Annotated in this window: 22 protein-coding genes; 18 read left to right on the top strand and 4 right to left on the bottom strand. The window is 71.8% G+C overall.

Annotated features, from left to right (window positions below; genetic code table 11):
• Window positions 1-74: 74 nt before the first annotated feature.
• Complete coding sequence (locus ACZ7MY_RS21055; protein ID WP_499603568.1) at window positions 75-662, top strand: hypothetical protein; 588 nt, start codon at window positions 75-77, stop codon at window positions 660-662.
• A 4-nt stretch (window positions 663-666) separates the two neighbouring features.
• On the opposite strand, the gene ACZ7MY_RS21050 is transcribed toward ACZ7MY_RS21055, so the two are convergent.
• Window positions 667-957: a ferredoxin gene (locus ACZ7MY_RS21050; protein WP_499603566.1), complete on the bottom strand. Its 291-nt coding sequence runs from the start codon at window positions 955-957 to the stop codon at window positions 667-669.
• Window positions 958-1,197: 240 nt separating this feature from the next.
• Between ACZ7MY_RS21050 and arc the strand changes: the two genes are divergently transcribed.
• From arc to prcA, 6 genes are all read left to right on the top strand, one after another.
• Window positions 1,198-2,964 carry a proteasome ATPase gene (arc, locus tag ACZ7MY_RS21045; RefSeq protein ID WP_499603564.1) on the top strand — a complete coding sequence of 589 codons (1,767 nt, stop codon included), beginning with the start codon at window positions 1,198-1,200 and terminating at the stop codon, window positions 2,962-2,964.
• 206 nt (window positions 2,965-3,170) lie between these two features.
• Window positions 3,171-4,682 carry a depupylase/deamidase Dop gene (gene dop, locus ACZ7MY_RS21040; RefSeq protein ID WP_499603562.1) on the top strand — a complete coding sequence of 504 codons (1,512 nt, stop codon included), beginning with the start codon at window positions 3,171-3,173 and terminating at the stop codon, window positions 4,680-4,682.
• A 136-nt stretch (window positions 4,683-4,818) separates the two neighbouring features.
• Window positions 4,819-5,037 (top strand): ubiquitin-like protein Pup, encoded by a 219-nt coding sequence (locus ACZ7MY_RS21035; RefSeq protein WP_499603560.1) that lies wholly within the window; start codon window positions 4,819-4,821, stop codon window positions 5,035-5,037.
• On the top strand, window positions 5,034-5,642 hold the full coding sequence (locus ACZ7MY_RS21030; RefSeq protein WP_499603558.1) for an endonuclease VII domain-containing protein: 609 nt from the start codon (window positions 5,034-5,036) through the stop codon (window positions 5,640-5,642). Before ACZ7MY_RS21035 ends, ACZ7MY_RS21030 begins: the two co-directional genes overlap by 4 nt.
• Window positions 5,594-6,439, top strand: a complete 846-nt coding sequence (gene prcB / locus ACZ7MY_RS21025; RefSeq protein WP_499603556.1) for a proteasome subunit beta — start codon at window positions 5,594-5,596, stop codon at window positions 6,437-6,439. Before ACZ7MY_RS21030 ends, prcB begins: the two co-directional genes overlap by 49 nt.
• Window positions 6,440-6,489: 50 nt before the next feature.
• Entirely contained in the window at window positions 6,490-7,290 is an 801-nt protein-coding gene (prcA, locus tag ACZ7MY_RS21020) for a proteasome subunit alpha (protein ID WP_499603554.1), read from the top strand.
• Between the two features lie 70 nt (window positions 7,291-7,360).
• Here prcA and ACZ7MY_RS21015 read toward each other — a convergent pair whose 3' ends face one another.
• Entirely contained in the window at window positions 7,361-8,374 is a 1,014-nt protein-coding gene (locus ACZ7MY_RS21015; protein WP_499603552.1) for a LacI family DNA-binding transcriptional regulator, read from the bottom strand.
• A 133-nt stretch (window positions 8,375-8,507) separates the two neighbouring features.
• Between ACZ7MY_RS21015 and ACZ7MY_RS21010 the strand changes: the two genes are divergently transcribed.
• The 11 genes from ACZ7MY_RS21010 (at window position 8,508) to ACZ7MY_RS20960 (ending at window position 17,952) form a co-directional block, all read left to right on the top strand.
• Window positions 8,508-9,755, top strand: a complete 1,248-nt coding sequence (locus tag ACZ7MY_RS21010) for an MFS transporter (RefSeq protein ID WP_499603550.1) — start codon at window positions 8,508-8,510, stop codon at window positions 9,753-9,755.
• 9 nt (window positions 9,756-9,764) lie between these two features.
• Window positions 9,765-11,126, top strand: coding sequence for a Pup--protein ligase (gene pafA, locus ACZ7MY_RS21005; RefSeq protein ID WP_431952161.1), 1,362 nt, complete (start codon window positions 9,765-9,767; stop codon window positions 11,124-11,126).
• A 112-nt stretch (window positions 11,127-11,238) separates the two neighbouring features.
• Complete coding sequence (locus ACZ7MY_RS21000; RefSeq protein ID WP_499603896.1) at window positions 11,239-12,225, top strand: FKBP-type peptidyl-prolyl cis-trans isomerase; 987 nt, start codon at window positions 11,239-11,241, stop codon at window positions 12,223-12,225.
• 39 nt (window positions 12,226-12,264) lie between these two features.
• A complete protein-coding gene (locus tag ACZ7MY_RS20995; RefSeq protein ID WP_499603547.1) occupies window positions 12,265-12,636 on the top strand; it encodes an FKBP-type peptidyl-prolyl cis-trans isomerase in 372 nt (123 codons plus the stop codon).
• Between the two features lie 195 nt (window positions 12,637-12,831).
• Window positions 12,832-13,818 (top strand): helix-turn-helix transcriptional regulator, encoded by a 987-nt coding sequence (locus ACZ7MY_RS20990; RefSeq protein ID WP_499603545.1) that lies wholly within the window; start codon window positions 12,832-12,834, stop codon window positions 13,816-13,818.
• Between the two features lie 18 nt (window positions 13,819-13,836).
• The gene (locus tag ACZ7MY_RS20985; protein ID WP_499603544.1) at window positions 13,837-14,784 is read left to right on the top strand and encodes a helix-turn-helix transcriptional regulator; all 948 of its coding nucleotides are present in this window, start codon (window positions 13,837-13,839) and stop codon (window positions 14,782-14,784) included.
• Between the two features lie 26 nt (window positions 14,785-14,810).
• Window positions 14,811-15,083, top strand: a complete 273-nt coding sequence (locus ACZ7MY_RS20980) for a hypothetical protein (RefSeq protein ID WP_499603894.1) — start codon at window positions 14,811-14,813, stop codon at window positions 15,081-15,083.
• 19 nt (window positions 15,084-15,102) lie between these two features.
• Complete coding sequence (locus ACZ7MY_RS20975) at window positions 15,103-15,303, top strand: hypothetical protein (RefSeq protein WP_499603542.1); 201 nt, start codon at window positions 15,103-15,105, stop codon at window positions 15,301-15,303.
• Window positions 15,304-15,610: 307 nt separating this feature from the next.
• Window positions 15,611-15,907: a Sec-independent protein translocase subunit TatA gene (gene tatA, locus ACZ7MY_RS20970; RefSeq protein ID WP_499603541.1), complete on the top strand. Its 297-nt coding sequence runs from the start codon at window positions 15,611-15,613 to the stop codon at window positions 15,905-15,907.
• Window positions 15,908-16,019: 112 nt separating this feature from the next.
• Window positions 16,020-16,907 carry a twin-arginine translocase subunit TatC gene (gene tatC / locus ACZ7MY_RS20965; RefSeq protein WP_499603539.1) on the top strand — a complete coding sequence of 296 codons (888 nt, stop codon included), beginning with the start codon at window positions 16,020-16,022 and terminating at the stop codon, window positions 16,905-16,907.
• A gap of 151 nt (window positions 16,908-17,058) precedes the next feature.
• Window positions 17,059-17,952 (top strand): diacylglycerol kinase, encoded by an 894-nt coding sequence (locus tag ACZ7MY_RS20960; RefSeq protein WP_499603537.1) that lies wholly within the window; start codon window positions 17,059-17,061, stop codon window positions 17,950-17,952.
• A 27-nt stretch (window positions 17,953-17,979) separates the two neighbouring features.
• On the opposite strand, the gene ACZ7MY_RS20955 is transcribed toward ACZ7MY_RS20960, so the two are convergent.
• Both ACZ7MY_RS20955 and ACZ7MY_RS20950 read right to left on the bottom strand, forming a co-directional pair.
• A complete protein-coding gene (locus ACZ7MY_RS20955; RefSeq protein ID WP_499603536.1) occupies window positions 17,980-19,182 on the bottom strand; it encodes a PucR family transcriptional regulator in 1,203 nt (400 codons plus the stop codon).
• Window positions 19,179-20,429 (bottom strand): helix-turn-helix domain-containing protein, encoded by a 1,251-nt coding sequence (locus ACZ7MY_RS20950; RefSeq protein WP_499603534.1) that lies wholly within the window; start codon window positions 20,427-20,429, stop codon window positions 19,179-19,181. The genes ACZ7MY_RS20955 and ACZ7MY_RS20950 overlap by 4 nt, the downstream gene beginning before the upstream one ends.
• Window positions 20,430-20,568: the final 139 nt, after the last annotated feature.

The raw sequence follows: 20,568 nt of genomic DNA, 5'->3' as shown, positions 1-20,568 counted from the left end.
GTCGTACCAACTGACTGTGACCTGTGGCACGATGCTGGCCACCCCGCTCGACCAACTCCACAGGAGACAGGCGCGTGCAGCCATCCGCAGGGCCGGCCCTCCCGCACACCCGAGCCCGCTCGGTGCACTGGATCACGACCGCCGCGGTGATCGCCGCCGTCATAGGCAGCGCCGCCCTCGTGCAGCCCGCCGGCGCCTCCACGGGCAGAACCGCCGCCGACGCCAAGGCCGGCAAGCCCGCCCCCGCCGACGTGGCACCCCCGGACCCCCGCGCCGCCCACTTCCCCCTGGAATGCGCCGGCGCCCCCGTGGACGTCGTGGACCGCGCCTCCGCGGACCTCGACGGGGACGGCCGCCCCGAGACCGTCGCCGTCGCCCGCTGCCACTCCGAGACCGGCACCCCGCCCAGTGGCCTGTACGTGCTGTCGACGGATCCGGCCGCCGGCGGCACCCCCCGCATCGCGGAGACCCTCGTCGGCCCCGAGGAGCAGCGCAGCTTCAAGGGACTGCGGATCGACGGCCGCACCGTACGGGCCACCGTCCTCGGCTACTCCACCGACGACGTGCCCCGGTGCTGCCCGGACCAGCAGCGCGACTACAGCTGGGAATGGCGGTCCGGCACCTACTACGAGATCCCCGGACCGCTCGCCGGCGGCGTGTGACAGATCACTCCGCGTCGGGTCCGTACAGCTCTACACTGTCCGAAACCCGACGCACATGAATGCAGTCGCCAGGGCAGTCCCTGGCCGAATCCACCACATCGGTCAACAACGGCAGGGGAACCGGGACCGTGGCCCCGGGTGCCTGACGGAGTTCGGCGTCGTCGCCCTTCACGTAGGCGAGCCCGTCGATGTCCAGCTCGAACACCTCGGGCGCGTACTGCACACAGATGCCGTCCCCGGTGCACAGGTCCTGATCGATCCAGACCTCAAGCGCCTCGACGACTTCCTCGCTCACCGGTACCTCGCCTGCCGTTCATCGTTCGGGAAGGGACAGCCCATGACGGGCGTTGACCGAACCGACGATACAACCGGCCGCTTTCGGATGGTGATGGCTGGGTATCTCCCTGGCGGGAGGACGTGCGCAAGGGTGAAGATCGGACACACCCAGGACGTCTTTGTGATCTAGGGGTTTCAACCCCTACTGGCCCAGGTAGGGTCTGGAAGCGTCCAGCTCCCCTTGGAGGAGGTGAGGACCGTGGCGGCCCACGACGACGACATCAACCGTGGCGGCCGACCCGCTCGTGGATCGGAAGACCCCATGAGCCAGGTCGCCTTTCTTGAGCAGGAGATCGCCGTCCTGCGACGTAAGCTCGCCGACTCTCCGCGGCACACGAGGATTCTCGAGGAGCGGATCGTCGAGCTGCAGACCAACCTGGCAGGCGTGTCCGCTCAGAACGAGCGGCTGGCGAACACCCTCCGCGAGGCCCGCGACCAGATCGTGGCCCTCAAGGAAGAGGTGGACCGCCTCGCACAGCCCCCTGCCGGATTCGGCGTGTTCCTGCAGGCGAACGACGACGGGACGGCCGACATCTTCACCGGCGGCCGCAAGCTGCGGGTGAACGTCAGCCCGTCCGTCGAGCTGGACGACCTCCGGCGCGGCCAGGAAGTCATGCTCAACGAGGCGCTCAACGTGGTCGAGGCCATGGAGTTCGAGCGCATCGGAGACATCGTCACCCTCAAGGAGATCCTCGAGGACGGCGAGCGGGCCCTGGTCATCGGGCACACCGACGAGGAGCGGGTGGTGCGGCTCGCCGAGCCGCTGCTGGACGGCACCCTCCGCGCCGGCGACGCGCTGCTGCTCGAACCGCGCTCCGGATACGTCTACGAGCGGGTCCCCAAGAGCGAGGTCGAAGAACTCGTCCTCGAAGAGGTCCCCGACATCGACTACCGCCAGATCGGCGGCCTGCGGAACCAGATCGAGCAGATCCGCGACGCGGTCGAACTGCCCTACCTGCACGCCGAGCTGTTCAAGGAGTACGAGCTCCGCCCGCCCAAGGGCGTGCTCCTCTACGGCCCCCCCGGCTGCGGCAAGACCCTGATCGCCAAGGCGGTCGCCAACTCCCTTGCCAAGAAGGTCGCCGAGGTCACCGGGCAGCCCCAGGGCAAGAGCTACTTCCTGAACATCAAGGGCCCCGAGCTGCTGAACAAGTACGTCGGCGAGACCGAGCGGCAGATCCGCCTGGTCTTCCAGCGTGCGAGGGAGAAGGCCGGCGAGGGTACCCCCGTCATCGTCTTCTTCGACGAGATGGAGTCGCTGTTCCGGACCCGTGGGTCCGGCGTCAGCTCGGACGTGGAGAACACCATCGTCCCGCAGCTGCTCGCCGAGATCGACGGCGTCGAGGGACTGGAGAACGTCATCGTCATCGGTGCCTCCAACCGCGAGGACATGATCGACCCCGCGATCCTGCGGCCCGGCCGCCTGGACGTGAAGATCAAGATCGAGCGGCCGGACGCCGAGGCGGCCAAGGACATCTTCTCCAAGTACCTCGTCGCGACCCTGCCGCTGCACTCGGAGGACCTGTCCGAGCACGGCGAGTCCGCCGAGGCCACCGTCGACGCCATGATCCAGTCGGTCGTCGAGCGGATGTACTCCGAGTCCGAGGAGAACCGCTTCCTGGAGGTCACCTACGCCAACGGTGACAAGGAAGTCCTCTACTTCAAGGACTTCAACTCCGGCGCCATGATCCAGAACATCGTGGACCGGGCCAAGAAGATGGCGATCAAGGCCTTCCTCGACCACAACCAGCGCGGTCTGCGCGTCTCCCACCTGCTCGCCGCCTGCGTGGACGAGTTCAAGGAGAACGAGGACCTGCCCAACACCACCAACCCGGACGACTGGGCCCGCATCTCCGGCAAGAAGGGCGAGCGGATCGTCTTCATCCGCACCCTCGTCACCGGCAAGCAGGGCGCCGACACCGGTCGCTCCATCGACACCGTCGCCAACACGGGCCAGTACCTGTAACACGCGACCACCCCCCGGCTGCGGGTGCCCACGCAGGGGCACCCGCAGCCGGAGCATTTCACCCCGGCACCACCAGGAAAGCGCGTAATGATCTCCCCACCACCGCCATCGCGTTCTAGGCTCAGCGGTACCGCACGAGGTCCCATCGCGAAGCGGTACTTGAGCGACCGGCCCACCACGGGCCGCAGCCGGGCAAGGAGGGCCGCATGACCGTACGGCGAGTAATGGGCATCGAGACGGAGTACGGGATCTCCGTCCCGGGCCACCCGAACGCCAATGCCATGCTCACCTCGTCCCAGGTCGTCAACGCCTACGCGGCGGCGATGCACCGGGCGCGCCGCGCCCGCTGGGACTTCGAGGAGGAGAACCCACTGCGGGACGCCCGCGGCTTCGACCTCGCCCGAGAGGCCGCGGACACCAGCCAGCTCACCGACGAGGACATCGGCCTCGCCAACGTCATCCTCACCAACGGAGCACGGCTCTACGTCGACCACGCCCACCCCGAGTACAGCGCCCCGGAGGTCACCAACCCCCGCGACGCCGTCCTGTGGGACAAGGCCGGTGAGCGCATCATGGCCGAGGCCGCCGAACGCGCCGCCCAGCTCCCCGGCGCCCAGCCGATCCACCTCTACAAGAACAACACCGACAACAAGGGCGCGTCCTACGGCACCCACGAGAACTACCTGATGAAGCGGGAGACCCCCTTCTCGGACATCGTGCGCCACCTCACGCCCTTCTTCGTCTGCCGCCAGGTCGTCACCGGCGCCGGCCGCGTCGGAATCGGCCAGGACGGCCACGAACACGGCTTCCAGATCAGCCAGCGCGCCGACTACTTCGAGGTCGAGGTCGGACTCGAGACCACCCTCAAACGGCCCATCATCAACACCCGTGACGAGCCGCACGCCGACGCCGAGAAGTACCGCCGGCTGCACGTGATCATCGGCGACGCCAACCTCTCCGAGATCTCCACCTACCTCAAGCTCGGCACCACCGCACTCGTGCTGTCGATGATCGAGGACGGCTTCATCAACGTCGACCTCGCCGTCGACCAGCCCGTACGCACCCTCCACCAGGTCAGCCACGACCCCACCCTGCGACGCCTCATCACGCTGCGCAGCGGGCGCACCCTGACCGCCGTCCAGCTCCAGATGGAGTACTGCGAACTGGCCCGCAAGTACGTCGAGGACCGCTTCGGCACCGACGCCGACGACCAGACCAAGGACGTCCTCGGACGCTGGGAGGACGTGCTCAACCGGCTCGAGGGCGATCCCATGAGCCTCGCCGGCGAACTCGACTGGATCGCCAAGCGCGAACTCCTCGAGGGCTACCGGCGCCGCGACTCCCTCGACTGGGATGCCGCCCGGCTGCACCTCGTCGACCTCCAGTACGCGGACGTACGCCCCGAGAAGGGCCTCTACAACCGCCTGGAGGCCCGCGGCCGCATCCAGCGGCTGGTGACCGAGGACGAGGTCGTACGGGCCATGAGCAAGCCCCCGGAGGACACCCGCGCCTACTTCCGCGGCCGCTGCCTGGAGCAGTACGCGGACGACGTCGCGGCGGCCTCCTGGGACTCCGTGATCTTCGACCTCCCCGGCCGGGACTCCCTGCAGCGCGTCCCGACGCTGGAGCCGTTGCGGGGCACCCGCAACCACGTCAAGGAGCTGCTGGACCGCTGCCGCACCGCGGAGGAGCTGGTGCGGATCCTGTCGGGCGGCTGAGCAGGGCTGAAATCCGTCCGAACCGGGAATCATCGGGGTGGCCCCCGGACGTTGGGCAATACCGGGGGCCGAAGTCAGACCCTCCTTGTAGGGTCTGATCTTGTAGGACATGGACACCGAGCGGGGTGAGGGACACATGGCTACCAAGGACACCGGCGGCGGGCAGCAGAAGGCCACGCGTTCGACCGAGGAGGTCGAGGAGACCGCGCAGGACGCGCAGGGCACCTCCGACCTCAAGGAGCGGCAGGAGAAGCTGTCGGACGACGTGGACTCCGTGCTGGACGAGATCGATGACGTCCTCGAAGAGAATGCCGAGGATTTCGTTCGGTCATTTGTCCAAAAGGGCGGCCAATGAGCGATGTGTCCGATTTGCCTGAGGGGAAAAAAGGCTCTCGGTGCAAGCGGATGCTCTCTCGTGAGGCGTTCAACAAAAATCGCAGGGCCTGGGATGGGCTGCAGGCCTACTGCCGGGAGTGCTCTGCCAGATACTCCCGGCAGTATCAGGCCTCTCTGGATGGTGAGCCCGCACTTCCGGTGAAGGTACCCGTCCCCCAAGGGCACAAGCGCTGCCCGCAGTGCGGTGAGGTGAAGCCGCATGGCGAGTGGGAGCGCAATGCCACGTCGTCGGACGGCCTCGCCGGCTACTGCGAGACATGTCGCGCGGAACGCAACCGTGCCGCCTACTTCAAACGCAAGTACGGCATCACCGCGGCCGAGCGGGACGCCATGGTCGGTGAGCAGTTCGGTATGTGCTGCATTTGTTTGGACGCCCCGGCCGAACATGTGGATCACGACCACGGGACGGGTAGGGTCCGTGGCGTACTGTGCTTCAGCTGCAATGCCGCGCTGGGGCAGTTCAAGGATCGGCCCGACGTCATACGGCGGGCGGCCGCCTACGTGGAAGGAAACGTGTGGAAGCCAACACTCGTAGCACCGGGCGTCTACCAGCTGCCTTCCTGACGCCTGGCTCGTCCTCGTTCGTGGACTTCCTGGGGGTGCACGCGCCGGGGATGCTCCCGGGCAACCGGACCCTGCCCGCCGTGAAGGGGGCCGTCGAGCTGCCGCACGGTACGACGATCGTGGCGGCGGCCTTCCCCGGCGGTGTGGTGCTCGCCGGTGACCGGCGGGCCACGATGGGCAACGTCATCGCGCAGCGGGACATCGAGAAGGTCTTCCCGGCCGACGAGTACTCGGCGGTCGGCATCGCGGGCACGGCGGGCCTGGCGGTGGAGATGGTGAAGCTGTTCCAGCTGGAGCTGGAGCACTACGAGAAGATCGAGGGCGCGACGCTCTCGCTGGAGGGCAAGGCGAACCGCCTGTCGACCATGATCCGGGGGAACCTGGGGATGGCGCTGCAGGGGCTGGCGGTGGTGCCGCTGTTCGCCGGTTACGACACGGACCGTGAGAAGGGGCGGATCTTCTCGTACGACGTGACGGGTGGCCGTTCCGAGGAGCACGGGTTCGCGGCGACGGGTTCGGGCTCGGTGTTCGCGCGGGGTTCGATGAAGAAGCTGTACAAGCCGGACCTCACGGAGTCGCAGGCGACGACGTTGGTGGTCCAGGCGCTGTACGACGCGGCGGACGACGATTCGGCGACAGGTGGCCCGGATCTGGGGCGGCGGATCTACCCGATCGTCACGGTGATCACCGACGAGGGTTTCCGCAAGCTGACCGAGGCGGAGGCGTCGGAGATCGTCCGGGCCGTCCACGAGCGGCGGCTGGAGCTGCCGGACGGCCCGCGGGCCGCGCTGCTCTGAGCTGGTCGTCCGAGATGCACTCGCTACTGACAGAAAGGGACGGATAGCCGGTGTCGACGCCGTTCTATGTCTCACCCCAGCAGGCCATGGCCGACCGTGCCGAGTTCGCCCGCAAGGGCATCGCGCGCGGGCGCAGCGTCGTCGTGCTGCAGTACACCGACGGCATCGTCTTCATCGCCGAGAACCCGTCCCGCGCCCTGCACAAGGTCAGTGAGATCTACGACCGGATCGCTTTCGCGGCGGTGGGCAAGTACAACGAGTTCGAGAACCTGCGGATCGGTGGGGTGCGCTACGCCGATCTGCGGGGTTACACCTACGACCGGGACGACGTGACGGCGCGTGGTCTGGCGAACGTGTACGCGCAGACGCTGGGCACGATCTTCTCGAGCGTGGGGGAGAAGCCGTACGAGGTGGAGCTGATCGTCGCGGAGGTGGGTGCGGACTCCTCGGAGGACCAGATCTACCGGTTGCCGCACGACGGTTCGATCGTGGACGAGCACGGTGCGGTGGCGGTGGGTGGCAACTCCGATCAGATCGGCAGTTACCTGGACCAGCGGCACCGTGACGGCATGACGCTGGCGGAGGCGCTGAAGCTGGCGGTGGAGTCGCTGAGCCGGGACAGCAACGGCAGTGACCGACAGCTCACGGCGGAGCAGCTCGAGGTGGCGGTGCTGGACCGTACGCGGCCGCAGCAGCGCAAGTTCAAGCGGATCCTGGGCCGGCAGTTGTCGCGTCTGCTGGAGGGGGAGGGGGCGGCGGCGCCTTCGGTGGAGAAGGCGGAGAAGCCGGCTCCGTCGGCTGCTCCCGTGGAGGGGGACGACGACCTTCCGGAGCTCGACGAGGACGTGTGAGAGGTGTGATGGGCTGAGGCCCGTTCCCGACGCCCCGGTCGCCTTTTCGGCGGCCGGGGCGTCGGTCGTCTCAGGGGTGGCGTGGTGGGGCGGTGGAGCCGCGTACGACGAGCCGGACGGGGAGTTCGGTGGTGGTGGCGGTGACGGGGTGGTCGGCGAGGGTGTGGAGGAGTGCGGTCATGCCTTCGGCGCCGACGGCGTCGGCGGGGAGGGTGACGGTGGTGAGTTCGGGTTCGACGGCTGTGGCGAGGGCGGAGTCGTCGTAGCCGGTGACGGAGACGTCGTGGGGGACGCGCAGTCCGTGGCGGCGCAGTGCCTTGCAGGCGCCGACGGCGAGGACGTCGTCGTCGCAGACGAGGGCGGTGGGGGGTGGGCCGGGGCGGGCCAGGAGGCGTTCGGTGGCCCGGCGGGCGTCCTCGTAGGTGAGGGGGGCGCGTTCGGTGGGCGGGGTGGTGCCGAGGGCGCCGGCGAGGGCCTGGGCGCGTTCGCGGAAGGTCCAGGTGTCGATGTCGGCGGCGAGGTGGGCGATGTCGCGGGGGTGGTGGCCGAGGCCGAGGACGTGGTGGGCGATCTGGCGCATGCCGTCGGCGATGGCGAGGTTGACGGTGGCGGCGGGGCCTGGTCCGGCGGGGTCGGCGTCGAGCATGACGAGGGGGAGTCCGCCGTCGCCGATGGCGGCGAGGGCGTCGGCGGCCATGGAGGAGGCGATGATGCCGTCGAGGGCGGCGCGGGCGGAGCCGAAGGGGTCGCGGGCGGGGCCGACGCCTTCGGGGGAGGGGTAGAGGACGACGCCGAAGCCGTGGTCGTCGGCGATGCGGGCGGCGCCGGTGTAGACGCGGCCGAAGTACTCGTTGGTGAGGGTGGGGACGACCAGGAGCGCGGTGCGGGTGCGGCCGAGGCGGAGGTTGCGGGCGGCGAGGTTGGGGCGGTAGCCGAGGTCGCGGGCGGCGGTGCGGACGGTGTCGGCGGTGCGTTCGGAGACGCGGCCGCGCCATTTGTCGCCGAGGACGAGGGAGACGGTGGCCTGGGAGACGCCGGCGGCGCGTGCAACGTCGCGTGAGGTCGGGCGCGCTGTGTCGGTCACCGTGGGGGCCTCTTTCGGGTGGTCGTCGGGGGTCTCGGGCCGGGGTGCGGGGGTTCTGCGGCTGGACCGGTGGGCTGGGCTCATGGTACGTATGACCCACGACGTTATACGTACAACTAGCGAAGGGGCGGCCATGGGGACCGGCTACGCGGACCTGCTGCGGGCCCGGTACGCGGTCCGGCTGCTGACCGGGACGCTGGTCGGCCGGCTGCCGAACGCGACGGCGGCCCTGGGCATCGTGCTGCTGACCCGCGCGCAGGGCGGGGACTTCGCCCTGGCCGGCGCGCTGTCGGCGGTCTACGGCCTCGCCAACGCCGTGGGGCAGCCGCTGCTGGGCCGGGCGGTGGACCGGCTGGGGCAGCCGCGGGTGATGTTCCCCGCGGCGGTGGCCTCGGCCGCCGGGATGGCGCTCTTCGCGTTCTCCGGGCCCCGGCCGCTGCCCGTGGCGTACGCCGCGATGCTGGTGGCGGGGTTCTTCACGCCGCCCCTGGAGGGCGGGCTGCGGGCGCTGTGGCCGAGCGTGCTGAAGCGGGAGGACCGCATCCACGCCGCCTACGCGCTGGACGCGGCGGCGCAGGAGGTCATGTTCGCGGTGGGGCCGCTGCTGGTGACGCTGCTCGTGGCTGCGTTCTCGGAGACGGCGGCGCTGCTGTGGATCGCGGTGCTCGGTGTGGCGGGGGCGCTGGGCGTGGTCACCGCGCCGCCGTCGCGGGCGTGGCGGACGCAGCCGCGCACCCCGGACTGGCTGGGGCCGTTGCGGGCGCCGGGGATGCGGGCGCTGGTCGGCTCGTTCTTCTTCGTGGGGCTGGCGCTGGGGTCGATCGCGGTGGCGGCGGTGGCGTACGCGGACGGCCACGGTGGCGGGATGGTCTCCAGCTACGTGCTGTCGGGGATCGGTGCCGGTGCCCTGGCGGGCGGGGTGGTGTACGGGGCGCGGCGGTGGGCCGGGGTCCCGGAGCGGCGGTTGCGGCTGCTGATGGCGGGGCTGGCCGTGGGCTACCTGCCGCTGGCGCTGGTGCCGGGTGTGCCGCTGATGGCGGGCCTGGCGGTGCTGGCGGGTCTGTTCCTCGCGCCGTCGCTGGCCTGCGCGTTCGTGGTGGTCGACCGGCACGCCCCGGTGGGCACGGTGACCGAGGCGTTCTCATGGATCGTCACCACGTTCGGCGTGGGCGCGGCGGTGGGGACGGCGGTGGCGGGTCCGGCCGCGCAGTACGGCGGTGCGGCGGCGGCCTTCGGTGTGGCGGGGGCCGGTGGGGTGGTGGCGCTGGCCGTCCTGCTGGCCAGTGGGCGTTACCTCATACCCGCCGGGCCGGCAACCGGGACGGAAAAAGATCGAATCGCCGTGGTCGAACCCGGTTTGAGGTCCACGCATCAGGCGTAAGGTCTCATCATGGACCGCCGCATTTTCGGGCTGGAGAACGAGTACGGCGTCACGTGCACGTTCAGGGGACAGCGGCGTCTGTCCCCGGACGAGGTGGCGCGGTACCTCTTCCGCCGTGTCGTGTCATGGGGTCGCAGCAGCAACGTCTTCCTCCGCAATGGCGCCCGTCTCTACCTCGACGTGGGTTCGCACCCGGAGTACGCCACTCCCGAGTGCGACAACGTGACGGAACTCGTCACCCACGACAAGGCAGGGGAGCGCATCCTCGAGGGTCTCCTGGTGGACGCCGAACGGCGCCTGCACGAGGAGGGCATCGCGGGTGACGTCTACCTCTTCAAGAACAACACCGACTCCGCCGGCAACTCCTACGGGTGCCACGAGAACTACCTGGTGGCCCGGCACGGGGAGTTCTCCCGCCTCGCGGACATCCTGATCCCGTTCCTGGTGACCCGGCAGCTGCTGTGCGGCGCGGGCAAGGTGCTGCAGACCCCGCGCGGCGCGGTCTACTGCGTCAGCCAGCGGGCGGAGCACATCTGGGAGGGCGTCAGTTCCGCCACGACGCGTTCCCGGCCCATCATCAACACGCGGGACGAGCCGCACGCGGACGCCGAGCGGTACCGGCGGCTGCACGTCATCGTGGGCGACTCCAACATGTCCGAGACGACCATGCTGCTGAAGGTCGGGGCGACCGACCTGGTGCTGCGCATGATCGAGGCGGGCACGGTCATGCGGGACCTGACGCTGGAGAACCCGATCCGGGCGATCCGTGAGGTGTCGCACGACATAACGGGCCAGCGCAAGGTCCGCCTCGCCTCGGGCCGGGAGGCCTCGGCCCTGGAGATCCAGGAGGAGTACTACTCCAAGGCGGTGGACTTCTGCGACCGGCGGGGCATCCGCAGCGGTGTCATCGAGCAGGTCCTCGAACTGTGGGGCCGGACCCTGGAGTCGATCTCCAGCGGTGACCTGGACAAGATCGGTACCGAGATCGACTGGGTGATGAAGTACCGCCTGATCGAGCGTTACCGGGCGCGCGACAACATCACGATGTCGCACCCGCGCATCGCGCAGATAGACCTCGCCTACCACGACATCCACCGCCGCCGCGGGTTGTACTACCTGCTGGAGAAGCGGGGGCAGGCCAAGCGGATCTGCAACGACCTGAAGATCTTCGAGGCCAAGTCCGTGCCGCCGCAGACGACGCGGGCACGGCTGCGCGGCGACTTCATCCGCCGCGCCCAGGAGCAGCGGCGCGACTTCACCGTCGACTGGGTGCACCTGAAGCTCAACGACCAGGCGCAGCGCACCGTGCTGTGCAAGGACCCCTTCCGGTCGGTGGACGACCGGGTGGAGAAGCTGATCGCCGGCATGTAGCGGCGTCGGCGTGGACGACGCGGGGCCCCGTACGTGTTCGTACGGGGCCCCGCCCACGTCGTAGAGTGGCGCGCGGCCCAGAAAACGCAAGATCGACCTGATGGGGATCCCCGTGCGCCGACGCTCTCTTCTCCTCGCCGTCCCTGCCGGCCTGCTCACCCTCGCCGGCTGCGGTGACGACAAGTCCGGCAAGTCCGCGACCAGCGCCACCCCCTCGGGTTCGGCGTCCGCGACCGCGCCGGTGAAGATCGTGGACGGCCCGCTGCCGGACATCACGGCCGGTACGAAGTTCGGTGAGAAGCCGACGGTCGCCAAGGGCCCGGGTCAGCCGAGCAAGGACCTGGCCGTCAAGACGCTGGTCCAGGGCACCGGCACGACCGTCGCCGAGGGCGACTACCTCCAGGCGAACTACCTGGGCCAGGTCTGGGACACGGCGAAGGTCTTCGACAACTCCTGGGACCGGGGTGCCCCGGCCATCTTCCCGATCGGCGTGGGCCGGGTCATCCCGGGCTGGGACAAGGCACTGGTGGGCAAGAAGGTCGGCGACCGGGTCGAGCTGGCGATCCCGCCGAACCTGGGCTACGGCGCGCAGGGCCAGCCGGACGCCGGCATCAAGGGCACGGACACGCTGGTGTTCGTCGTCGACGTGGTGGACACCTTCAACGCCAAGAGCTCCGCCAAGGGCAAGGCCGTCCCGCAGAACGACGCGAAGCTGCCCAAGGTCGGCACCAACACCGACGGCGCGGCGCCCTCCGTCGAGGTGCCCAAGACGGCCGCGCCGACCAAGCTGGTCGCGAACTACGTCCTGGAGGGCGACGGCCGGCCGGTCAAGCCCACCGACACCCTGCTGCTGCAGTACAAGGGCGTGGTGTGGAACGGCGGCAAGGAGTTCGACTCCAGCTACAAGAACGGCCAGTTGGCACAGTTCCCGCTGCAGCAGCTGATCAAGGGCTGGCAGGAGGGACTGGTGGGCAAGAAGGTCGGCAGCCGCGTCATGCTCGTGGTGCCGCCGGACCTCGGCTACGGCGACAAGGAGCAGCCGGGCATCCCGGCCAAGTCCACCCTGGTGTTCAGCCTCGACATCCTCGCGGTGATGTAAGACTAGGCAGGTTGTCCGCACCTCTTTAGGAGCACGTACGTGAGCATCGAGAAGCCCGAGATCGACTTCCCCGGTGGCGAGCCGCCGGCCGAACTGGTGATCAGGGACATCTGGGAGGGCGAGGGCGCCGAGGCCAAGGCGGGCCAGAACGTCACCGTCCACTACGTCGGTGTCGCCTTCAGCACCGGCGAGGAGTTCGACGCCAGCTGGAACCGCAACTCGCCCTTCACCTTCCCGCTCGGCGGCGGCCGCGTCATCAAGGGCTGGGACCAGGGCGTGCAGGGCATGAAGGTCGGCGGCCGTCGCGAGCTGACCATCCCCGCGCACCTCGCCTACGGCAACCAGAGCCCGAGCCCGCTGATCAAGCCGGGCGAGACGCTGATCTTCGTGGTGGACCTGCTGTCGGTCTGACCGACCCGCCCGGCCCGGCCACGATCCGGAGCCCCCGCCGACCGGCACCGCCGGCCGGGCGGGGGCTCCGTCGTGCCGGGCGCCGGGGCGGGCGCGGTGGGGGGCGGTCACCGGAACCGGCCTTCGCTTCAGCCGCCGGGCCCGGCCGCGATAGGGTCCAGGCGGAGAGCTGAAGAAGGAAGAAGGTTGCGTCGAGTGGCGATTGCCAAGGCCGAGCGGCTGATGAACCTGGCGCTGTGCCTGATGAACACCCGGCGCCCGGTCAGCAAGCGGGAGCTGCGGGCGTCCATCGAGGCGTACCACGAGATCGGCTCCGACGAGGCGTTCAACCGCATGTTCGAGCGGGACAAGGACGACCTGCGCGAGCTCGGCATGGTCATCGAGACGGTGGAGAGCCTCGACGGCGAGATCGGCTACCTCGCCCGCCGCGACCGCAACCGGCTTCCCGAGATCGCCCTGGACGCCGAGGAGGCGGCCGCGCTGAGCCTGGCCGCCAAGGTCTGGCAGCAGGCGCGCTTCGCCGAGGCCGCCAGCGGCGCCCTGCAGAAGCTGCGGGCCGCGGGCGTGCCCTTCCACGACGAGGACGACGGTGACGGCGACGAGGACACCGTGCGGGAGCCGGCCGGGCACAGCGCCCTGGAGCCCCGCATCCCCACCCCGGAGCCGGCGTTCGAGCCGCTGATGGTCGCCACCCGGGAGCGCCGCGCCGTCGCCTTCGACTACCGCAAGGCCAACGCGGTGCGCCCCGAGCCGCGCCAGGTGGAGCCGTGGGCGCTGGAGTGCTGGCGCGGCCACTGGTACCTGGCCGGCTGGGACCGCGACCGGGGCGCCGTGCGGGTCTTCCGGCTCTCCAGGATCACCGGCCGGGTCCGTACCCGCGGCGGCGCGTTCACCACCGAGGTGCCCGACCACGTCGACGTCCGCGCCACGGTGGCCAGCTGGGCCGGCGAGGGCGCCACCGCGACCGCCAGGATCCGGCTGCGCCGCGACTCGGGGTACCCGCTGCGGGCCCGTGCGGTGGAGATACTCCCGGTCGACGCCGACTGGGACGAGCTGGAGATCCCGTACGGGCACGGACTGGACGCCTGGCTGGTGGAGTTCGGCCCGGACGTGGTCGTGCTGGGGCCCGACGAACTGCGGGCCGACGTCGTGGACCGGCTGCGCGCCGTCGCCAAGGGCTGAGCGGGGGAGTACGGAGAGATGGCCAACGCGATCGACCAGACACGCCGGATGCTGTCGCTGGTCACGTACCTGCGGGAGCGCCCCGGCGCCCGCGTGAGCGACGTGGCCCGCGCGTTCGGTGTCACCGAGGCCGAGCTGATCGGCGACCTGAACGTGCTGCCGCTGTGCGGCACGAGCTTCCGGGGCGGCGACCTGCTCGACATCGACACCGACGGCGAGCGGATCTGGTGGCACAACGTGGACGACGTCGCCCAGCCCCTGCGGCTGGCCGCCGACGAGGCCGCCGCGCTGCTGGTCGCCGCCCGCGCCGTCGCCAACCTGCCGGGACTGCGCGAGAGCGACCGGCAGGCGCTGCTGCGCGCCACCGCCAAGATCGAGGGCGCGGCCGGCGAGGCCGCCGGAGCGTCCTCCCGGCTGTCGGTGACCTTCGAGTCCGAGGGCAGCGTCTTCGCCGACGTCGACCGCGCCATCGCGGAGCGGCGCCGGCTGTGGATCCGCTACTACTCGCCGTCCCGCGACGAGCTCACCGAGCGCGAGGTCGACCCGATCCGCCTGTTCGCGGTCGGCCACACCTATTTCGAGGGCTGGTGCTACCTGTCGGAGGACCGGCGCACCTTCCGGCTCGACCGGGTCGCCGAGATCCGGCTGCTGGACCAGCCCAGCGACCCGCCGCGGGTCGAGCCGCGGGACCTGTCCCAGGGCCTGGTGCAACCGGCCGGCGACGACCCGGAGGTCGTCGTCGAGGTCGGCCCCGGCGGCCGGTGGGTGGCCGAGTACTACCCGCACGACCTCGCCGAGGAACTCCCCGACGGCGGGCTGCGGATCACCCTGCGCACCCCCGACCCGGGCTCGCTGCGCCGTCTCGCGCTGCGGCTCGGCCGCGACGGCCGCATCGTGTCCCCGGCCGACCTCGCCGGCAGCGCCCGGGACGCCGCCGCCCGGGCCCTCGCGGCCTACGGCGAGTGAGGGGCGCCCGCGTGGACGACCTCGACATCCTGGACACCCTCGGTGCGGTCGGCCGGGCCGGCGACCCCGCCGCGGAACCGCCCGAGGTGATCTTCCGGGCCTCCTGCCCTGAGTGCCGGACCAGCTTCGAGCTGTCCGCCGACGCCCTGCGGCTGGCCATCGGCGGCAGCCACCGCACGACCTTCTACTCCTTCACCTGCCCCGACTGCGGCGCCTCCGTGCGCAAGCCGGCCGGCGACCGCATCGTGGAGCTGCTCACCGACGGCGGCGTCCGCACGATGCGGCTGCACACCGGCTGAACCGCTACGCTCGGCTGCCATGTGGTGGCTCTACCTGTATGTCGGCCTCGCGACCGCCGGACTGCTCGTGCTCGGCGTCCTCGCCCTCCGCGTGTACGCCGAGGTGCGCGGCCTCGCCCGGCAGGTGGGGCGCAGCAGCGACCGCCTGCTGCGTGCCTCCGAGGACCTGCGGCGCGCCGCGGAGCCGCTGGCGCGCGGCGCCGGCGACCTGTCCCGCTGAGCACGGCCCCGCCGGGGGCGGCGTCCGGCCGGGCAGCGTCCGTCCCCGGCCGTACCGCCCCGGCGCCGGCGCCGGGAAACGCCGGGTAAGCGCTGTCCGGCGCACCCTCGTCGTTCCCCGTCCAGGAAGGTACGCTGCTGAGGTTGCCCCGGGAGAGCGCGGCGGGGGCGGCAACGGCAACGACGCCGGGGGATTGCCAGGCGTTTACCCCTGCACGTTACGATCGCTGCCAGAGCGGACACCGTGTCCACGGACCCGGGGTTCGCTGCTCAAGAACCCATGCCGCCTCGGTGAGAAGGTAAAGCTTATGTTCGGCAGGCTCGGCGCCCCTGAGATCATCCTCATCCTTGTCGTCGTTCTGCTGCTGTTCGGGGCCAAGCGTCTCCCCGACATGGCCCGCGGCCTGGGCAAGTCGATGCGCATCCTGAAGAGCGAGGCGAAGGCGATGAAGTCGGACGACGCCGCCGCCCCGCAGGCGCCGGCGCAGGCCGACGCTCCCACCGACGCGCAGGCCGCGCCGAGGACCATCCAGGCCGCGCCCGGTGACGTCAACAGCGCGCGTCCGGTCTCCGAGCCCCAGCAGCCGCGCCAGACGCAGAGCTGACACGACGGCACAGGTACGGGCCGCCGGCGGGGACGCCGGCCACCGCGTGAGATGAGGACCTGGGTTGCTCAAGTCTGCCCGCAGTAAGCCGTCGAAGGACCCCGAGGGGCGCATGCCGCTCGTGGAGCACCTGCGCGAGCTGCGCAACCGGCTCACCAAGAGCGTGCTCGCGATCGTCGTGGTGGCGATCGTGGCCGCGTTCTACAGCCAGCAACTCCTGGAGTTCCTGGCCTCCCCGGTGCCCAAGTGCGGTCCCGGGATCGTCAGCAGCGGCGGCAACTGCGCCATCGTCACGTTCGACTCGCTGACGGCGCCGTTCGCGCTCACGATGCAGGTCTGCTTCATGGCCGGCGTCATCGGCGCCAGCCCGGTCTGGCTGTACCAGCTGTGGGCGTTCATCGCCCCCGGCCTGCACCGTCACGAGCGCAAGTACACCTACGCGTTCGTGGGTGCGGCGCTCCCGCTCTTCCTGGGCGGCGCCTTCCTTGCCTACAAGATCATGCCGGTCAGCATCAAGGTGCTGATCAGCTTCACGCCCGAGGGCTCGTCCAACCTGCTGAAGCTGGACGGCGTACTGGACTTCACCATCCGCATGGTGCTGGTCTTCGGCCTCGCCTTCGAACTCCCCCTGCTGCTGGTCATGCTGAACATGGTCGGCATGGTCACCGGCCGCCGCATGGCGGGCTGGTGGCGCGCCGTGGTCATGGGCGTCTTCGTCTTCGGCGCCGTCGCGACGCCGACCACTGACCCGGTCAGCATGATCGCCCTGTCCGGCCCCATCGTCGTCCTCTACTTCGGCGCGGTCGCGTTCTCCCTGCTGAACGACCGCCGCCGGCGCTGGCGCAACCCCGACGCCGGGCTCTCCGACGACGAGGCCTCCGAGCTGGACCTCACACCGGAGCCGATCGGCCCCGGCGAGCGCGTCTCGGCCTCCGTGCCCGAGCAGGCAGGGCCCGTCGAGGACGGACGCCGCTCCGGCGACTTCGACGACGCGACCTGACACCGCGCGGCCCCCGGCGGGGCCCTGCCCGGACCTCCGGGCGGGGCCCCGTCGTCGTACGGCGCGGGCGTCCGGCGGCGCCGGCGGCCCCTCCGGAAGAAGGGGCGCCGGTGATCTCGACGCTCCGGCTACCGCACGGTAGGGTCCGCGCGTGACCAGCGAGATCACCATCGTCGCCAACCCCACCGCCGGCCGCGGACGGGGCGCCCTTGCCGCGGGACCGGCCGCCGACGCACTGCGCCGGGCGGGCTTCGGCGTGGGCACCGTCGTCGGCACCGACGCGGCGGACGCCCTCGCGCGAGCCCGCGAGGCCGTCGCCGAGGGCACCGGGGCACTGGTCGCGGTGGGCGGTGACGGCATGGTGTCGCTCGCCCTGCAGGCCGTGGCCGGCACCGGAACGCCGCTGGGCGTCGTCGCCGTCGGCACCGGCAACGACTTCGCCCGGGCGACCGGGCTGCCGGTACGCGAGCCCGCCGTCGCCGGGGAGGCCGTCGCCCGGGCGCTGACGCAGGGGTCCGTCCGCGAGATCGACCTCGGCCGCGTCGGCGACCGGTGGTTCGGCACGGTCCTCGCCTCCGGCTTCGACTCCCGCGTCAACGACCGCGGCAACCGGATGCGCTGGCCCAGCGGGCGGCTCCGCTACGACGTGGCGATGCTCGCGGAACTGGCCGCGCTGCGCCCCGTCCCGTACCGGATCACCCTCGACGACGGCACCGAGACGGAGGTCGAGGCCACCCTCGTCGCCGTCGGCAACGGCACCTCGTACGGCGGCGGCATGCGGATCTGCGCCGGCGCCGAACTCGACGACGGGTGCTTCGACGTCTGCGTGGTCGGGCCGTGCAGCCGCAGCACGCTGCTGCGGGTCTTCCCCCGGGTCTACCGGGGCACCCACCTCTCCCACCCCGTGGTGACCGTGCACCGGGCGGCCGCGGTCACCCTGGCCGCCGAGGGCGTCACCGGCTACGCCGACGGTGAGCCCCTCGGCCCCCTGCCGCTGACCGCGCGGACCGTCCCGCGGGCCCTGCGGCTGCTGACGCCCCGGTAGCGGGGGCGGCACCGTCGGCCCGGCCGCTCAGGCCGCGGGAGCGGAGCGGAACGCGTCGACGGCGAGGGCGAGGTCGACCAGTTCGCGGGGGCGGGTGAGGCGGCGGCCGGTGAGCAGTTCGAGACGGCGCAGGCGGTTGAGGACCGTGTTGCGGTGGCAGTCCATGCGTGCGGCGGCAGCGCGGGGCGAGCCGTCGCACTCCATCCAGGTGGCGAAGGTGCCCAGCAGGGACTCGCGTTCCTCGTCGGTGAGCTCCCGCAGCGGGCCGAGGACGCGCTCGGCCAGTTCGCCGGCGAGCCGCCGGTCCGCGGCGGCCACCACCGTCGGCATCCGCTCCTCCCACAGCGCCACCTCGCCGTCGGAGGCACACGTGGGCAGGGCCAGTTCGGCGAGCGTCAGTGCCCGGCGCAGCTCGGCCAGGCCGCGTACGACCGGGCTGACGCCCGCCCGCAGTCCGGGGACCGCGCCCAGGAGCGCGGCGAGCGCCCCGGGGGAGCGGTCGCCGAGCAGGACGACCAGGACCTCGCCCCTGCCGCGGGGCACCCGCAGCACCCGGCTGCCGGCGCCCACCGGGAAGGCGTCGTCGCCCGGTGTGCCGGAGGCCGAGGCCCGCACGCTGGTGACCGCGACGACGAAGCGGCCGTCGCCCGGCACGCCCAGGGCCTGGGCCGCCGCGCGCACGCCGAGGCTGTCGGTGCGTCCGTCCAGCAGCGCGCCGAGCACGTGGACGGCCTGCCCGCCGCCGGCGGCCCCGCCCTCGCCCAGGGTCTCCCGGTAGGCGTCCGCCAGGAGCGCCGTCGTGCGCTCCCGGAACCCCCACATGCGCGGGGCGACGTGCACCATGAGCGGGATGCCGGCGGGGTGGTGCGCGGCGACGGTGTCGACCAGCCCCTGCCACACGACCGCGCCGCCCACGGCGAAGACGTGCGTCAGCAGTTCCGGCGGCATGCCCCGCGCGGCCTGGCGCCGGCCGGCCTCGCGCACGGAGCGGGCCGCGTCGGCGTCCCGCTCCGGGTCGGCGAGCCGGTCCAGGTGCATGGTGATCATCCTCGCGAAGCCGTCCAGGGAGCAGTCGGGATCGTCGGCGTGGTCCACAAAGCCGGGGACCTCGGCGTGCAGCCGGGCCATGACCCGCTCCGACACCTCGCCGACCTGCTCCTTCATGCGCAGCGCCGCCGTCCGCAGCAGTTCCCGCACCGCCTCGTCCTGCCCCTGCGGGCGCGCCGTCACCGGGCCGCTCCCGGGTCGTGCGTCGTGCGGATCCGCTCGGCGTCCAGGGCGAGGGCCAGATGGACCACGTCCCGCGGGCGCGCCACGGAACGGCCGGTCAGCTCCTCCACCCGCCGCAGCCGCCGGCGCACGGTGTTGGCGTGGCAGAACAGGGCGGCCGAGGCCCGCTCGACGGAGCCGCCCGCCTCCACCCACGCCTCCAGGGTCTCCAGCAGCACGGTGGCCTCCGCGGCGTCGGCCTCGCGCAGGCCGCCCAGCACTCCGGCGGCGACCTCGCTCGCCACGTCCGGGCGGCGGGCGAGGAGCCCGGCCGGGTAGCGGCGGTCGAGGACGGCCACCTCGCCGTCCCGGGTGCAGGTGCGCAACGCCAGTTCGGCCAGTTCCCTGGCGTGCCCGACCTCGCCCAGCCGGTCCACCTCCGGGCTCAGTCCGGCCCGCGTCCCGGGGGGCACCTCCAGCGCCGCCGCGAAGTCGCCGACGGCCAGGTCGTCCAGCTCGGCGAGCAGCACCTCGCCGCCGGCCGGGAGCGACGCGCGGTGCACCCGTACCCGGGAGGGCACCGCGCTGCGGGGACGTGCGGGCAGCCGGACACCGGCGGCGGCGCGGACGACGGCGACCGCGAAGCGCCCGTGCCCGGGCAGGCCGAGGGCGTCCGCGGCCTCCGCGAGGCCCGGGGCGTCCAGCCGCCCGGCGAGCAGGGCCTCCAGCGCCCTGCGGCCGCGCTGCCGGTGGAACGTCACCTCGCCGCGGGCCCGCACATAGGCGTCGGCCATCAGCCGGCTGTCGCGCTCGAACAGGTCCCAGACCTCCGCCGCCGCGCGGGCGATCAGCTGCGTCCCCTCGGGACCCTGGCCCGACCCCGCCCGGACCAGCGCGAGCCACAGCGCGTCCCCGGCCGTACGGCAGGCGCCCATCATCGGCTCGAGCGGGAAGCCCTGCCAGGCCCGGCGCTCCCCCACCCAGGACAGGTACTCGGCGGACACCGCCGAGCGCCCGGGATCGGCGAGCGAGTCGAGGACGGCGGCCACCGACCCCTCGGTCTCCGCCAGGAACCCGGCCGGGGCCAGCGCGGGCTCCCGGTAGGCCGGGTGCCGGTCCCGGATCCGCTCGACGATGTGCTCCGCCACCGGCCCCACCTGCCCGCGCACCTGCGACGCGGCGGCCCTCAGCACCTCGTGGTGGCCCTGCCCGGGGGCGCCCGTGGCAGCCGCCGTGCTCACCGGACGCGTCGGCGCGGGCCTGGCCATCGGGTCTTCCTCTCGGCTCTCCGGGCGCGGGACGCGGAGCCCCGAGGTCGGCGGGCACCGCACCGGCATTCCTACCGGCTGGTAGGCGGGCCCGGAAGACAGGTGACGCAAACGTGACCGACATCCGGACGGAACCCTC

It is taken from the genome of Streptomyces sp. NPDC111520 (genome assembly GCF_055635295.1).
Note: the sequence above shows the minus strand (reverse complement) of the source record. Positions and strands in the feature narration are given on the sequence as shown.

What these genes read in the sequence shown, in the direction of transcription:
- ACZ7MY_RS21030 (WP_499603558.1), top strand. Translation starts at nt 5,034, where the DNA reads ATGAGCGATGTGTCCGATTTGCCTGAGGGGAAAAAAGGCTCTCGGTGC.
- tatA (WP_499603541.1), top strand. Translation starts at nt 15,611, where the DNA reads ATGTTCGGCAGGCTCGGCGCCCCTGAGATCATCCTCATCCTTGTCGTC.
- dop (WP_499603562.1), top strand. Translation starts at nt 3,171, where the DNA reads ATGACCGTACGGCGAGTAATGGGCATCGAGACGGAGTACGGGATCTCC.
- ACZ7MY_RS20950 (WP_499603534.1), bottom strand. Translation starts at nt 20,429, where the DNA reads ATGGCCAGGCCCGCGCCGACGCGTCCGGTGAGCACGGCGGCTGCCACG.
- ACZ7MY_RS21035 (WP_499603560.1), top strand. Translation starts at nt 4,819, where the DNA reads ATGGCTACCAAGGACACCGGCGGCGGGCAGCAGAAGGCCACGCGTTCG.
- ACZ7MY_RS21010 (WP_499603550.1), top strand. Translation starts at nt 8,508, where the DNA reads ATGGGGACCGGCTACGCGGACCTGCTGCGGGCCCGGTACGCGGTCCGG.
- tatC (WP_499603539.1), top strand. Translation starts at nt 16,020, where the DNA reads ATGCCGCTCGTGGAGCACCTGCGCGAGCTGCGCAACCGGCTCACCAAG.
- pafA (WP_431952161.1), top strand. Translation starts at nt 9,765, where the DNA reads ATGGACCGCCGCATTTTCGGGCTGGAGAACGAGTACGGCGTCACGTGC.
- ACZ7MY_RS20985 (WP_499603544.1), top strand. Translation starts at nt 13,837, where the DNA reads ATGGCCAACGCGATCGACCAGACACGCCGGATGCTGTCGCTGGTCACG.
- ACZ7MY_RS20975 (WP_499603542.1), top strand. Translation starts at nt 15,103, where the DNA reads ATGTGGTGGCTCTACCTGTATGTCGGCCTCGCGACCGCCGGACTGCTC.